We start from the raw sequence: 14,409 nt of genomic DNA, 5'->3' as shown, positions 1-14,409 counted from the left end.
CGGCAGTCGGTCATTGGCGAGGAGTACGCCAGTTCGCGTTCTAAAGGTTTCGGGGGTCGAAAACCGCACGACGTGAGTGGGGCAAGGCGCGCCTGCGTACGCCCTCGCGCGGGCGCGACAGGTGTCCGTAACGCGGTTCTACCCGACGAAGGTTCAGTTCGACTCGATGACGACCGCACCTTTAATATCGATTCGAGCCCCGCCGTCGGCGCTCTCACAGACGGAGACGGTCCAGTCGTGCGCGTCGGCGATTGACTCGACGATTGCCAGCCCGAAGCCGGACCCGGCGTCGCTCGTCGAGAAGCCGTGGTCGAACACGTCGGTCTGCTCGGCGTCCGGGATGCCGACGCCGTCGTCTGCGACGTAGAAACCGTCGTCCCCGCAGAACCCGACACGAACTTCGGTCGCACCCCTCCCGTGTTCGATGACGTTCCGGAACAGGTTCTCGAACAGTTGCTGGGTTCGACTCTCGTCACACCGAATCGCGCCCCTCGCTTCGACCGAGAGGGTCGCCTCGGGTGTCTCCACCGCGTTCCACGCCCTGACCGCGAGTGACTCCACGTCGCAGATGTCGAGCCCCTGTACGGCGACGCCGTGCTGGGCCAGCGTGAGTAAGTCCTGTACGAGTTCGTCCATCCGGTCCAGCGCGTCCTCGACGTTCTCGACTCGTGTGACGTCGTCCATCTCGATAGCGAGCTGTGCGTTCGTCTTCGCCACCGCGAGCGGGTTTCGCAGGTCGTGACTGACGACGCCAGCGAACGCTTCGAGGCGTTCGTTCTGTCGCTCCAGTCGCTCGCGCTGTCGCTGCAGTTCCTGCTCGCGCTCACGCTGCGGCGTGATGTCGGTGTAGATGGCGTAGCCGTACCGCCGACCGCTGGACGGCGTGATGGGCACGTCTCGGAGCAAGAACTGTCGCTCGCCGTCGACCGTGAGTCGTCGGACCTCCGCGTCGAGTGGCTCGCCGCGCTGGACGCGTTCGTTCAGTTCACTGGCCTCGTCGGTCAACTCTGCGGGGACGATGAATTCGTCCAGTCGCTCGTCGACGACCGTCTCGGCGTCGTAGCCGAATATCTCTTCGAACGCGGGGTTCACGTCTGTCACGTACGGCTCCGGCCCATCACGGAGTTCGTAGGCGATGGTCGGTTCGGGGATGTTCTCGAACAGCGCCGCGAACCGGTCGCGCTCTTCCTGTCGTTCGCGCTCGTGCGCCACGGCATCGACCGCGCGCTCGATTCGCTCGGCGAGGAGTGGGAACCGGTCTGTCCCAGTGTCCTTTCGGAGGTAGTCGTCGACACCTGCCGACAACCCCTCGCTCGCGATGGATTCTGAGCCCCTGCCGGTGAACAAGATGAACGGCAGGTCCGGTTTCTGCTCTCGGACTGCCTCGAACAGTTCCAGACCGTCCATCGTGGACATCCGGTAGTCACTCACGACGCAGTCTACGTCGTCGAGTCGGTCGAGGGCGGCCTTCGGGTCGGGTTCGGGACACATCTCGACCCGGTCGCTTGCGGCTTCGACGGCCCGCTTCGTGAGGTCCAGAAAAGACGGGTCGTCGTCGACGTGGAGGACGCGAACGTCGCCGGTACTGCCGCTCTGCATAGCCAGTACGAAGAGCGTCGGTGTGAATAACTTGTTGGCCAAACGAAACGTGTTGGTGCGTGTGGACGTAGCACTGACGGCTCAGTGGAGTGAGGACTCAGGGAACGAGAGGTACAGGATTGCAGCAGTAGTCAGAGACCGACCCAGGAGCCGATTCTGGCCAGTCCTCGCTCGGCGCGCCAGACGAGACGTTCCGCAGTCGCGGGGACGTGTTCCGGTACTGTGACCGACGCAGAGCCCATCTCCTGGATGCGATATGTTCGGACGAAGTGAGTGTGGTCGCCGTCAATTGATTCGATGACTCGGAGGACGTGCGGCGTCGGGCCGAGAGCGACGACGACATCGACGCGGGCAGTTACATTCTCTGGTACCGAGATGCCAAACGTACCGAGCGCTGCGGCACTGGTGTACGTCACCGTCATTGCGGAATCGTTTCGCTCGACTGCAGACGGTTTGAGTCGCCCTAACGGCGTCGCGCTGTGGACGACGTCACCCGCCGAAATCCAGGTGTACGTCTGCGCGTGTGGTTGTTGTCGATACCAGTCGCCCGGGGTTTCTTCGTACCAGCTACTTTCACCGATCGTGTACGTCGATTGTGCCGGGTCATCGGGCGTCGTGTTCGTCTGGAATCCGCCGGCCCACAGTTGCCTCGACGCTCGCTCGCTCCCTGGTTCGAGAGTCAGCCGTTTGACGATCCCGTGTCGGTAGTAGCCTGACGTCTCGTTCGTCTCCGTAATCCACACCTCTGTGACGTGCGGTCGCTTCTTGAGGTCCGCGAGGCTATCCGCGACGACTTCGGCCGGTGGGTCGTCCGCCGACACGGTGGGTCCGTCGTCTGTCACTGGTGCTGGACCGATTACCGTCGCCGTCACCATGAGGACGAGGAGACAGAGCCAACTGGCTGCAAGGACTGTCGTGTACCCTCGAAGCGCAGAACGAAACCATCCTGGTGCAGCCTCACTGTCTCGGCTGGGCAGCCTGTCCCTCGGCTGTGCTGTTCGTGCGGCGATTCGGTCACGGATGGGACGCCAGTCGACGAATCGGTGAGCGACGAATGCACTACTTACGAGACTACTCCCGAGGAGCAGTACGACAACCCAGCCACCGGAGGCGAGGGCGTCCCACCCGAGACTAAGCCTGAACAGGATGGTCTCCGGTTCCGGAGGATACGTCTCGAGTGGTCGGTCGATGTCGGTCGCCCCGTAGTTCGAGAAGGAAAACGCCAGTCGTCCCGTCTGGACGTCCCCGGTAAAGTAGTCGTTCCACGACCCGTGGACCCGCGCCCAGTCGATTCGCCCATCGGGTTTCGAGACCTGTATGCGCATCGATGCCGAGAGATTGCGCGCGTTCACCCCTGAAAAGCCCGTCAGTCCAGTCACCACACCTGTCTTCGAGATACGGTAGACGACCGCACTCTCGTTTTCTGCCACCACGGTCACGCTTCCGGCGGGGACGGACGGCTCCTGGCCGAATGCGTTCATCCCGGGGTCGTAGCCGTAACCGGATTCTCGCGCCCATGGGTCATCCGTTCCATCACTGTAGGACATTTTCAGGTGGCCCACGGTCGATTCGCTGAACGACCGGGTCCAGTCCGCTGGCTTCGTCCTGTCAGCAGACCAAATACGTCCGTTTCGCTTCTGATATCGGCGGGCTCCGTTGTCCACCACAACTTGCTTGACCATTCGAAGGGTTGAAATTTCGCTCGCGGTGGCCTCGTATCGCTGTTCGTACCGGTACTCGCGTGTCTGCAGGTCGTGGACTGCGTCGTTCAGGACCTCGTGCGGTTCCTCGCTGAAGTCGACGCCGTTCGCGTCGGCGATCGGGGCAGCGTAGAAACTGGCGACGTAGACGACGGCGAGGAAGCCAGCGAGTCCGACGACCGAGAAAATTCCCAGTCGTCGTATCGCCTTCCCAACACGAGCGCGCATACTGCACGCTCTCTGAAAGTTCGTGTAAGTGTTTCGGCCCGAGAAAGAAGCAGTAGAAAAGCGCAGACAGCAGGTACCCAGCTTACTCGTCCAGTCGCGCCCGCAGTTTCTCGTTCACGGTCCCGGGGTCGGCACTGCCCTGCGTCTTCTGCATGACCTGGCCGACGAGGAAGTTGAGTGCGCCGCCTTCGCCCGCGTAGTAGTCCTCGACAGCGTCGGGGTTCTCGTCGATGGCTTCTTCGACCGCCGTCGCCACGGCGTCGTCGCTGGTCTTGCCCAGCCCTTCGCGCTCCACGACATCGTCCGGGGCGTCGCCGTCGTCGAGCATTCCTCTGAGAACGATTTCCTCGGCGTTCTTCGTCGTAATCTCGTCCGTGGCGACGAGTTCGACGAGTCGCATGAACTCGTCGAGGCGGTCGGCCACGTCCGTGATGGCCATGTCGCGGTAGTTGAGTTCGCCCAGCAGGTTGTCGGCGACCCACGTCGCGGCGAGGTCCGGGTCGAACTGTTCGGCGACGTCCTCGTAGAAGTCCGCGACCTGTTTCGTGCTGGTGAGCTTCGAGGCGGCCTCGCGGTCGAGTCCGTACTCCTCCTGGAAGCGCTCACGCCGCGCGTCGGGCAGCTCCGGGATGTCGATGCGCTCTTTCCAGTCCGAGACCTGCAGCGGCGGGAGGTCGGCCTCCTCGAAGTAGCGGTAGTCCTTCTCCTCTTCCTTCGAGCGCATCGAGACCGTCGACCCGTGCGTCTCGTTGAAGTGACGCGTCTCCTGTGCGACGGCCTTGCCGCGCTGGACGAGGTTCTTCTGCCGGTTGCGCTCGTAGGCGAGGGCCTTCTCCGCGCCCTTGTGACTGGAGATGTTCTTGACCTCGGTGCGGTTCGCGTTCTGCAAGGTCTCCTCGGAGATGCTCCCGTCCTCGGCGATTTCGTCTGCCGGGACGATGGAGAGGTTCGCGTCGACGCGCAGGCTGCCGTCGCGCTGGCTGTCGAAGACGCCGAGGTATTCGAGGACCTCCGTGAGTTTGGCGAGGAACGCCCGCGCCTCCTTCGGGCTGCGGAAGTCCGGCTTCGTGACGATCTCCATCAGCGGCGTCCCGGCGCGGTTGTAGTTCACCAGCGTGTACTCCGCAGAATCGATGTCGCCGCCGACGTGCTGGAGACTGCCCGGGTCCTCTTCGAGGTGGGCGCGGCGAATGCGGATGTCCTTGCGCTCGCCTTCGACCGAAATCTCCAGCGTGCCGTCCTTGCAGACGGGTTCGTCGTACTGGGTGATCTGGAAGTTCTTCGGCAGGTCGGGGTAGTAGTAGTTCTTCCGGTGGAAGCGCGTCTCCTCGGGGATGTCGGCGTCGATGGCCTTCCCGATTTTGACGGCGGCTTCGACCGCGCCCTCGTTCAGGACGGGCAGCGCGCCGGGGAGGCCGAGACAGACGGGACAGACGTTCGTGTTCGGTTCCTCCGTCGGTTCCGTCGGACACCCACAGAAGATCTTCGTCGCCGTCTCCAACTGGACGTGTACCTCGAGGCCGATGACGGCCGCGAGTTCGCCCCGTTCGGCAGCCTGCGCAGTCATTGGGCGTGGATTCGGTGTGTGGTGGTTAAAGCGTGACGGGTTCTGATTTTGGTGTGCGTATTCGGAGTTGGTGGTCTCGTATCAGCGTTCGAAGCTGCGGCTGGTAGTTTCGAAGAGCAGTCCACTAGCGCCGATGGAACATGACCGCCGCCACACCCTCCCCATCCGATTCGCTCCACTCACTTAGCTCACGGATCGCTTTGCTCCCCGTTCGCAACGAGGCGACACAGTCGCCTCGCACCGTTCGTGTCGCTCATCCCTCGCGCGATGTCGTCGCCACCACTCGCTCACATCCGTTCACTCGGGTAGCGACAGCGCGCGCCAGAGTGAACGCGAGGGAACCGGTGTCACGCGGTTGGTCGGTTACTCCCTGCCGACACCGTCGCCGAGGACACCGATGCAGCCGAGGGCGAAGCCGAGAATCATCGCGACGACCGCGAACCTCGCGATCAGCCCTGACGACGCGAGCACGACGAACCCGCCGAAGACGACCAGCAACAGGCCGAGTTGATAGAGTTGCGACACCATAGAAAACTCGTCCTTCGGCCCGGCTATAGGCCTTCCTCACTGTCCTCACGGTTCGACTCGAAGTTCGACCCTGTACGCGCCTTTTTCTACGACTCCGACGAATCACCGAGCAGGAATGAACCGTCGCCGTTTCCTCCGCCGGGCGTCAGGACTGGGGAGTTGTGTCGCGCTGGCCGGGTGTCTGGAGTTCGGCGAGGACCCGCCGTCGACGAAGGGGCCGGACGACCTGCTCGTCACCAGTCTCTACGCCCGCCCGAGTGACGACGACGTGAACCTCGCGGTCGAGATATACCTCGACCGCACGGCCCCGACCGAACTGGCGGTCGAAGGCGAGATTTCGGTCGACGAGAGTACGGTCCGAGAGGCGCGGACGATACTGCTCTCGGGGGAGCGAAAGCGTGTGACGCTCCAACTGCTGTTCACCGACGTGGTGAAACACCCGAGTATCCCCGAGAACGTCCTCGCCCGTGCCCGCGTCGGCTACGAGGAGGACATGTCGGAGTGGTACGAAACGGGCGTCTGAGCCACGTCCGTCGCCGGTTCGTGCCACGAGGGACGACCTCGTCGCCGACGTATCACATTCTTGTTGGATGTCTGACGCAGGTTTATGGTTCCTGACGCACGCGATGTGTGTATGGCGAAGAACAGGGTGGAAGACCTCGAGGCCACCGTCAACGAACTGGAATCTACCGTTCGCGGACTCACCGAAGAACTCGTCGAAACCAAAGAGCGCGTCCGGATTCTCGAAGCCGAACTCGAAGCCGACCCGCGCAGTGTCGCGCCCGACACGTCGAAACAACAACAGGAGATGCTGACCCCGGAACCGGGTGCCAGCGAAGCCGACCAGTCCGACGTGGAGGCGGCCGCCGCCGACGCGAACCCGTCCGAGGAGACGGCCGACGACGACGAGAGCGAGGAGTCCGGACTCGGTGACGACATCATCGTCGCCTGAATCGACTGACAGACTTTCGTGCCGCGCTGGCCGCCATGGCTGGGATTCCCGTGGTTTCCGGCAGGCACTCGTTTCATATCACCGACGAGTGACGTGTCTGACGTATCCTTAAGGTACTCCAGCACAGGAACACAGACGATACCGAGGCGGTCGCCGGTCTGAGACGGTCGGCCACCGGATACAAGCGACACCGCTATGAATCCGGAGACTGTAGCCGCCGGAAACCGAGCGACCTCCGGACTCGGACCCACACAGACCACCGGAGCACCCCCACTATGCACATAAAAGAGCTCGTTCTGGACAACTTCAAGAGCTTCGGCAGGAAGACGCGGATTCCCTTCTACGAGGACTTCACCGTCGTCACCGGCCCCAACGGCTCCGGCAAGTCGAACATCATCGACGCCGTGCTGTTCGCCCTCGGCCTGGCCCGCACTCGCGGCATCCGGGCTGAGAAGCTGACCGACCTCATCTACAACCCCGGACACGACGACGGCGAGCGCGACGGCGCCACCCGCGAGGCCATCGTCGAGGTCATCCTCGACAACACCGACCGGACGCTGGAGCGTACACAAATCGTCAACGCCGCCGGGTCGGACGACGTCGGCGACGTGGACGAAGTCCGCATCAAGCGCCGCGTCAAGCAGACCGAGGACAACTACTACTCGTACTACTACCTCAACGGCCGGTCGGTCAACCTCTCCGACATTCAGGACCTGCTCGCACAGGCGGGCGTGACCCCGGAAGGGTACAACGTCGTCATGCAGGGCGACGTGACCGAGATAATCAACATGACGCCCTTTTCGCGTCGTGAAATCATCGACGAAATCGCGGGCGTCGCCGAGTTCGACGCGAAGAAAGACGCCGCGCTGGAAGAGTTGGAGGTCGTCGAAGAGCGAATCAACGAAGCCGAGTTACGGATTTCAGAGAAGCGTGGGCGACTCGGCCAACTCGAAGACGAGCGCCAGCAAGCCCTCAGGTATCGCCGTCTCCGCCGCGAGAAGGAGACCTACGAAGGCTACCTGAAGGCGGCCGAATTGGAGGAGAAACGCGAAGACCTCGCCAGTACCGAAGACCGCCGCGAGTCGAAGCAAGCAGAACTCGACGACCTCCACCGTGACCTCGACCAGAAGCAGGGAACCGTGGTCCGGTTGCAGGAAGACCTCGAAGACCTGAACGCCGAAATCGAGCGCAAGGGTGAGGACGAACAACTCGAGATAAAGCGCGACATCGAGAGCCTGAAAGGCGACGTGGCGCGCTTCGAGGACAAGATCGAGGCGAGCGAAGAAGCGATTCAAGAAGCCGAGAACAAACGCCGCGACGCCTTTGTCCAAATCGACCGCAAGCAAGAGGAGGTCGACGACCTCGCCAGCGAGATTCGCGAGACGAAGGTGCAGAAGTCCTCACTGAAAGCCGACGTGGCGACGAAGCAGGGCGAACTCGCCGAACTCCAGGCCGAAATCGACGAAATCGACACCGAGTACGACGAGTTGAAGGCCGACCTGCAGTCGAAGAAGGCCGAACTGGAAGAAGCCAAAGACGAGAAGAACGAACTCCAGCGCGAGAAGGACCGCCTGCTCGACGAGGCGCGTCGCCGGTCGAACGAGACCAGCGAAATCGCCGACGACATCGAGGAAGCAAAGGCCAGCAAACCGGACCTCGAAGCCGACATTTCCGACCTCGAAGACGAACTGGAGAAAGCGCGACGGAACGTCCTCAACATCGAGGGCGTGCTGGACGACCTCAAAGCCGAGAAACAGGAACTGCAGGGTGACCTCCAACAGGTCGAGGACAAACTCCGCAAAGCACAGTCGGAGTACGCCGAACTCGAAGCGCAGGCCGGACAGTCGGGCGACAGTTCGTTCGGCCGTGCGGTGACGACGACGCTGAATTCGGGCATCAATGGCGTTCACGGCGCAGTGGCCCAGTTGGGCAGCGTCGACCCCAAGTTCGCCACCGCGTGTGAGACCGCCGCGGGCGGGCGCATGGCGAACGTCGTCGTCCGCGACGACGTAATCGGCCAGCAGTGTATCGAGCACCTCAAGTCCCGCAATGCGGGCCGAGCGACGTTCCTGCCGATGAACAAGATGCGCGACCGGTCGCTCCCGAGCGCGCCGGACGCGCCGGGCGTCGTCGACTTCGCGTACAACCTAATCGACTTCGAGTCCCAGTACGCGGGCATCTTCAGCCACGTCGTCGGTGACACGCTCGTCGTCGACACCCTCGACACCGCGCGGGACATGCAGGGCAAGTACCGACTGGTCACGCTCGACGGCGACCTCGTCGAGAAGTCCGGTGCGATGACCGGCGGGTCGTCGAAAGGCTCGCGGTACTCCTTCGACGCCTCCGGCGAAGGCCAGTTGAAGCGGGTCGCCGAGCGCATTTCCGACCTCGAAGACGAGCGACAGTCGCTGCAGAATGACGTCCAGAGCGTCGACTCGCGCCTCGACGACGCCCGCGACCGAAAGACTGAGGCGACCGATGCGGTCCGGTCCATCGAATCGGACATCGAGAGCAAGCAGGCGGAACTCGACTCCATCGACGAGCGGGTCGCCGACCTCGAAGCCCGCCGCGAAGAACTCGACGCCGAGCGCGAATCGGTCGACGACGAGATGCAAGAAATCGAGTCGGACCTCGGCGAGTACAAGGCCCAGATTTCGGACTTAGAAGCCGAGGTGGCCGACATCGAAGGAGACCTCGCCGACTCGGACATCCCCGAACTCACGGCGAAGATGGACGAGAAGAAGGAGGAAATCGACCGCATCGAGGACCGGATGGACGACCTCGACGCGAGCCTGAACGAACTCCAGTTGGAGAAGCAGTACGCCGAGGAGTCCATCGAAGACCTCCACGACGACATCGAGACGGCCCAGAACAAGAAAGCCGACCACGAGGAGCGTATCACCGGCTTCGAGGAATCTATCGAAGAGAAAGAGGAAGAACTCGAAGGCAAGCGCCGGAAGGTCCTCGAACTGGAGAACGAACTCTCCGAACTCAAGGAAGAACGCACGTCGCTCAAAGCCGACCTCAAAGAGGCCGAGGCGGCGCGTGATTCGGTCCAGAAACAGGTCGACGCCGTCGAGAGCAAACTCAGTTCGATGGCCGAGGCCGTCGAACAACTCCAGTGGGAAATCGAGAGTCTCGAAGCCGAGGTCGGCGACTACGACCCCGACGAGATTCCCGACCACGACGAGGTCGTCCGCATGACGGCCGCCTTCGAAGAAGACATGACCGCGATGGAACCGGTCAACATGAAGGCCATCGACGACTACGACGCGGTCAAGTCGGACCTCGACGAACTCGTCTCCGGTCGCGATACGCTCGCCGAGGAGGCAGACGGCATCCGCGAGCGTATCGAGTCCTACGAATCTCAGAAGAAGGAGACCTTCATGGAGTCGTTCGAGGCCATCGACGAGAATTTCCAGGAGATTTTCAGCCGGCTCTCCGCGGGCTCGGGCCACCTCCACCTCGAAGACGAGGCGGATCCCTTCGACGGCGGTCTGACGATGAAGGCCCAGCCGGGCGACAAGCCCATCCAGCGTCTCGACGCGATGTCCGGCGGCGAGAAGTCGCTGACCGCGCTCGCGTTCATCTTCGCCATCCAGCGCCACAACCCGGCTCCGTTCTACGCGCTGGACGAAGTCGATGCATTCCTCGACGCGGTCAACGCAGAACGCGTCGGCCAGATGGTCGACGAACTCGCGGGCCGCGCGCAGTTCGTCGTCGTCTCGCACCGAACCGCGATGCTCGACCGGTCCGAGCGAGCAATCGGTGTGACGATGCAGCAGAACAACGTCTCGGCGGTGACCGGCATCGACCTCTCTGACGGTAGCGGGGAGGTCGAAGAGGAGGTACCAGCCGATGACTGAGGAGGGATCTGACGGAAATCCTGAGGACCTCCTGAACATTTCCGGCCACGAAGACCGCACGCCGCCGGGCGAACTGGACGACCCGTTCGGTATCGACGAGGACAGTGAAGCGGGCGCAGACGCTGACGACGAACTGACCGACCCGGACGAGTTCTACGCGGGCGACGCCGACGACTTGGACGAGGTGCTGGACGACGGCGAAGACGACGAAGAGACCGAGGTCACAACCGACGAGACCGACGCCATCGACGACGTGCTCCCGGACGACGACGCAGTCGACGAAGCCGACGACGGCGAAGTCGAACCGGTCGAGTTGCTGGTCCAGTTGGCCAAACGTGGCGACATCGACCCGTGGGACATCGACATCGTGCGCGTCACCGACGAATTCTTGGACGCACTCGAAGAGGTCGACTTGCGGACTTCCGGCCGCGCACTGTTCTACGCGAGCGTCTTGCTCCGAATGAAGGGTGACGAGTTGATTCACGGGAGCGACGACAACGAGGAAGACACGCTCGAACCGTGGGAGCAGCCGTTCGACGACGAACCGCCGGAGAACCCGGACCCGAACTTCGACCCGGTCGAAGGACTCGAAGAAGAGATGGAGCGCCGTCTCGACCGCAAGCAGGCGCGCGGGACGCCGGAAACGTTGGACGAACTCGTCCGGGACCTGCGCGACGCAGAGCGCGGGACGTGGTGGAAGCAACGGCGCGAGTACGACACCAGCCAGTCGCCGCAGGGCTTCCAGCGCGGGACGCAGACGCTCGACTACCACGCGGGCGACGACTTCCGTGCTGGCGACGAACCGACCGAAGACGAGGTGACGGGCACGACCCACGAGGAGGACATCGAGGAGATAATCGACGACGTGCGTGCTGCGCTGAGCGACCACTACGACGCGGGTCGCGCGGAGGTACTGTACGCCGAAATCGACGTCGTCGGCGGGACGCGGGTTCAGACGTTCCTCGCGCTGCTCTTTCTGGCACACCGTGGACAGGTCAAGCTCCAGCAAGACGAACTGTTCGGCGACCTCTGGGTCCAGGACCCGTCGGCGGCACGCGTGTCAGAAGAGGCTATCGCTGACTGAATATTTTTGATATGTCTGCGTCTGGTACGGAAGCGTGATATCACTCACGGCCCTATCATGCAGGCATGGGGGTCATCGCGGAATTCACGGTCGACGGTGACGACTTCGCACTGAAAACACCGGAGTACACCGACTTCGAGGTCGAATTCGAGTCGGCGGTTCCGGTCGGAACCGAAGTGCTTCCGAGTGCGTGGGTCTGGGGGTCCCACGAAAAATTCGAGGACACGCTCGACACGTGTCAGTATATTCAGAGCTATCGGGCTGTCGAAACTGTCGGCGAGAAACGGCTGTATCGATTCGAGTGGGACGAGGCCGTTCACGACGTCCTCTCCTGTTTCGTCGAGACGGACGGGACGGTCCTCCGGATACGCGGTGGGGCACAGTGGCGCTTCACGGTGCGGTTCCCCGGCGACGCCAACGTGAGCCACTTCCACTCGATGTGTCGCACACGGGGAATCAGCCTCGAATTGCACCGGCTGTCGCACGTCACAGAGGCCGAAGCGACGAACGACAACGAGTATGGGTTGACTGGTGAACAGCGTGAGGCACTCGTTTACGCCGTCCAGACTGGTTACTTCTCCATCCCACGGCGCTCGACGCTCGACGACATCGCGAAGCGGTTCGACATCTCGAATCAGGCCGCCTCGGAGCGAATCCGGCGAGCGACCGAGAGCGTGCTCCAGCAGGCACTCGGCGACGAACTCGACGTTCTCGTCGAACAGCAGGCGCGCTGACTCGCTCTGGCACCTTCGTGTGGCCGCGGTTTCGACGTCGTCGTCGCCCCGAGAGACGACGCGAAACGCAAGGCGGCGTACACGTTGTTTAATACCGGTTTAGATAGCAAGCAGTGTGACCAAGGGGTCATACCGAGTATATACTGTTGACCGTCGTCCCGCCGAATCGGAGGGGGAAGGGGGCGGCGGTCTGGGGGTGCGACGCCTCCTCTGACGCCACCTCGTCGGAGAATCGTTCGCACCGCTCGAACGCCACGGCAGGCCGACTGGCCCCACATCGCATCCACCGTCAGTCGAAGCCCATCATCACATCCGTCAGGCGTCACCGCAATTCGCTTGCACCGTCGGCCTGCCGCCGGCGTTCACCGTTTTCACACGATACAGAGCAACTGCGACGTGGCAGTCTCATCGACGACGCGTCGACACGGCCGGTACGAATATTCATGGTGATGGTCGTGAAACGTCTGGTAGATGGGATTGTTGCGTGGGTCTGACGACGGCGACCGCGCCGAGGCGCTGTGTTCGCTCGCGAAGTCCGACCCGGCGAGTGCCGCCGACTCAGCCGACGAACTCTATTCGTTCTTCACCAGTAGCGACACCGACGTACTCGCGGCGGCCGCGGACACCTGTTATCACCTCGCCTCGTCACACCCCGACGTCGTCACGCCGGCTATCGACCAGCTACTGTCGGCACTGGAAGACGGCGACGCAAGCGTCCGGCGGCGGGCCGCCGACGCGCTGTGTGAACTGGCAGACTCCGAGCCGTCGGCGTTCAGCGCGTGGGTCGAGTCGATGACGCAGTACCTGTCGGCCGCGGACCCCTACGTCCGAGCGACCATGACGGGACTGTACGCGCGACTCGCCGCGTCCGGCCCCAGCCGCGTGCTGGCCGTCGTCGACGACATCGCCGCAGTGGTAGACGACGATGGCGACTGGGACGTGCGCGTCTACGCGACCGGGGCACTCGCCGACGTGGCCGCACGCTACCCGGAGTCGGTCCTGTCCGTGGTCGACGACGTGGTCGCGAACGCCCGAGAACCGATGCCGGCGCTCCAGATCGCTGCGGTCGAACTGCTGGCCGCCGTCGGTGTCGACTCACCCGGTGCGGTCCGCGACGACGTGGACGACCTGTTCGCGTCGCTCTTACGAGACGGCGCGAGCGGGCCGCGCCGCGCGACCGCACTGGCGGCCGGTCACCTCGCCTGTGCCCAGCCACAACTCTTGCCCGGGGCGCTGGACGCACTGACGACGACACTGGCCGACGACGACCAGGAGGTGGCTCGGGCCGCGGCCCGTGCCTACGTCGCGGTCGCTCGGGCACAGCCGGGCGCAGTGGCCGTCTCGCAGGAGGTTCGCCAGCGGCTCTGGTGGCTGGCCGATGACCTCGACCTGCGGCTCGAAGACCTGTTTTCGGACATCGGCTAACCGACGACGAACAGTCGTTCAGTCGAGTACGGGATGTTCTCTCTCGAACGTCGTCAGTCGAGTCGTTCTCGTGCCCTGTCGAGACGCGTCTCGGTGTAGTCGTCGCGGCGGGCACGCCGCCGTGCAGTCTCTTCGACGCCACGGACCGTGTTGACTGCGACGGTCTCGACGAACTGCCCGGACAGCACGCACCTCTTGGTGTCGTGGCCGGAGGAACAGAAGTAGGGGTTCGAGAGGCCGGTCGCGTCGTCGTCTTTCAGTTCGCGCCCTTTCGATAGCGAGAGCTCCATCAACCCGAGATTCACCGTCCGCGACTGGCGACCTCGCGACGGGAACCAGCGGTCGTCGTCGGCTTCGACGATGTAGCCGTCGCCACAGAGCGGGCAGACCGAGCCAACCGCGTGTTCCAGTGTGTCGAGAAACTCCGCGGCGGCGTCCTCGTCGCATCCGAGCTGGGTGGCTGCGTGTGCGGCCAACGTCGCCTCGTCCATTACCCCGAGTGGAGTGGTGCGACAGTAAAAAGCATATGGTGCTGTCGACAGTCGATTCCGGTCAGTTTGGTAGTGGTGCTTGGCGTCGATGCCGTGAGTGTCCGTTCGGACGAGCAGTTCACTAACGCCGGCGGAACACGACCGCACCGCCCCTCCCGCACCTCGCCACAACCTCCCCATCCGATTCCGCTCCTCGCTCACCTTCGGTTCGCTGTGGTGCTCATCCCTCGCGCGG

General features: G+C 63.3%; 11 protein-coding genes. 6 read left to right on the top strand and 5 right to left on the bottom strand.

Going from position 1 to position 14,409, the window contains the following annotated elements:
• Positions 1-153: 153 nt before the first annotated feature.
• The 4 genes from ACSC1P_RS14480 to ACSC1P_RS14465 form a co-directional block, all read right to left on the bottom strand.
• Positions 154-1,599 (bottom strand): PAS domain-containing sensor histidine kinase, encoded by a 1,446-nt coding sequence (locus ACSC1P_RS14480; RefSeq protein WP_435360902.1) that lies wholly within the window; start codon positions 1,597-1,599, stop codon positions 154-156.
• A gap of 131 nt (positions 1,600-1,730) precedes the next feature.
• Entirely contained in the window at positions 1,731-3,527 is a 1,797-nt protein-coding gene (locus ACSC1P_RS14475; protein WP_435360901.1) for a hypothetical protein, read from the bottom strand.
• Positions 3,528-3,609: 82 nt separating this feature from the next.
• Positions 3,610-5,094 carry an Asp-tRNA(Asn)/Glu-tRNA(Gln) amidotransferase subunit GatB gene (gatB, locus tag ACSC1P_RS14470; RefSeq protein WP_435360900.1) on the bottom strand — a complete coding sequence of 495 codons (1,485 nt, stop codon included), beginning with the start codon at positions 5,092-5,094 and terminating at the stop codon, positions 3,610-3,612.
• A 363-nt stretch (positions 5,095-5,457) separates the two neighbouring features.
• Positions 5,458-5,622, bottom strand: a complete 165-nt coding sequence (locus tag ACSC1P_RS14465; protein ID WP_435360899.1) for a hypothetical protein — start codon at positions 5,620-5,622, stop codon at positions 5,458-5,460.
• 115 nt (positions 5,623-5,737) lie between these two features.
• On the opposite strand from ACSC1P_RS14465, the gene ACSC1P_RS14460 reads away from it, so the two are divergent.
• From ACSC1P_RS14460 to ACSC1P_RS14435, 6 genes are all read left to right on the top strand, one after another.
• Positions 5,738-6,145: a hypothetical protein gene (locus tag ACSC1P_RS14460; protein ID WP_435360898.1), complete on the top strand. Its 408-nt coding sequence runs from the start codon at positions 5,738-5,740 to the stop codon at positions 6,143-6,145.
• Between the two features lie 111 nt (positions 6,146-6,256).
• Positions 6,257-6,574, top strand: a complete 318-nt coding sequence (locus ACSC1P_RS14455) for a DUF7518 family protein (protein ID WP_435360897.1) — start codon at positions 6,257-6,259, stop codon at positions 6,572-6,574.
• 275 nt (positions 6,575-6,849) lie between these two features.
• Positions 6,850-10,440 (top strand): chromosome segregation protein SMC, encoded by a 3,591-nt coding sequence (gene smc, locus ACSC1P_RS14450; RefSeq protein WP_435360896.1) that lies wholly within the window; start codon positions 6,850-6,852, stop codon positions 10,438-10,440.
• Positions 10,433-11,524 carry a segregation/condensation protein A gene (locus ACSC1P_RS14445; RefSeq protein WP_435360895.1) on the top strand — a complete coding sequence of 364 codons (1,092 nt, stop codon included), beginning with the start codon at positions 10,433-10,435 and terminating at the stop codon, positions 11,522-11,524. The genes smc and ACSC1P_RS14445 overlap by 8 nt, the downstream gene beginning before the upstream one ends.
• Positions 11,525-11,589: 65 nt before the next feature.
• Positions 11,590-12,258 carry a helix-turn-helix domain-containing protein gene (locus ACSC1P_RS14440; RefSeq protein WP_435360894.1) on the top strand — a complete coding sequence of 223 codons (669 nt, stop codon included), beginning with the start codon at positions 11,590-11,592 and terminating at the stop codon, positions 12,256-12,258.
• 471 nt (positions 12,259-12,729) lie between these two features.
• Entirely contained in the window at positions 12,730-13,683 is a 954-nt protein-coding gene (locus tag ACSC1P_RS14435) for a hypothetical protein (protein WP_435360893.1), read from the top strand.
• Between the two features lie 53 nt (positions 13,684-13,736).
• Here the strand turns inward: ACSC1P_RS14435 and ACSC1P_RS14430 are convergent, their stop codons facing one another.
• A complete protein-coding gene (locus ACSC1P_RS14430; protein WP_435360892.1) occupies positions 13,737-14,174 on the bottom strand; it encodes a hypothetical protein in 438 nt (145 codons plus the stop codon).
• Positions 14,175-14,409 lie beyond the last annotated feature (235 nt).

It is taken from the genome of Haloarchaeobius caseinilyticus (assembly GCF_051207395.1).
GTDB lineage: Archaea > Halobacteriota > Halobacteria > Halobacteriales > Natrialbaceae > Haloarchaeobius.
This window is presented reverse-complemented; position numbering and strand designations above follow the sequence as displayed.

Bases quoted from the DNA above. Each gene is read 5' to 3' on its own strand.
- ACSC1P_RS14445 (WP_435360895.1), top strand. From the start codon at position 10,433: ATGACTGAGGAGGGATCTGACGGAAATCCTGAGGACCTCCTGAACATT.
- ACSC1P_RS14440 (WP_435360894.1), top strand. From the start codon at position 11,590: ATGGGGGTCATCGCGGAATTCACGGTCGACGGTGACGACTTCGCACTG.
- ACSC1P_RS14465 (WP_435360899.1), bottom strand. From the start codon at position 5,622: ATGGTGTCGCAACTCTATCAACTCGGCCTGTTGCTGGTCGTCTTCGGC.
- ACSC1P_RS14435 (WP_435360893.1), top strand. From the start codon at position 12,730: ATGGGATTGTTGCGTGGGTCTGACGACGGCGACCGCGCCGAGGCGCTG.
- ACSC1P_RS14430 (WP_435360892.1), bottom strand. From the start codon at position 14,174: ATGGACGAGGCGACGTTGGCCGCACACGCAGCCACCCAGCTCGGATGC.
- ACSC1P_RS14455 (WP_435360897.1), top strand. From the start codon at position 6,257: ATGGCGAAGAACAGGGTGGAAGACCTCGAGGCCACCGTCAACGAACTG.
- ACSC1P_RS14475 (WP_435360901.1), bottom strand. From the start codon at position 3,527: ATGCGCGCTCGTGTTGGGAAGGCGATACGACGACTGGGAATTTTCTCG.
- smc (WP_435360896.1), top strand. From the start codon at position 6,850: ATGCACATAAAAGAGCTCGTTCTGGACAACTTCAAGAGCTTCGGCAGG.
- ACSC1P_RS14460 (WP_435360898.1), top strand. From the start codon at position 5,738: ATGAACCGTCGCCGTTTCCTCCGCCGGGCGTCAGGACTGGGGAGTTGT.
- gatB (WP_435360900.1), bottom strand. From the start codon at position 5,094: ATGACTGCGCAGGCTGCCGAACGGGGCGAACTCGCGGCCGTCATCGGC.
- ACSC1P_RS14480 (WP_435360902.1), bottom strand. From the start codon at position 1,599: ATGCAGAGCGGCAGTACCGGCGACGTTCGCGTCCTCCACGTCGACGAC.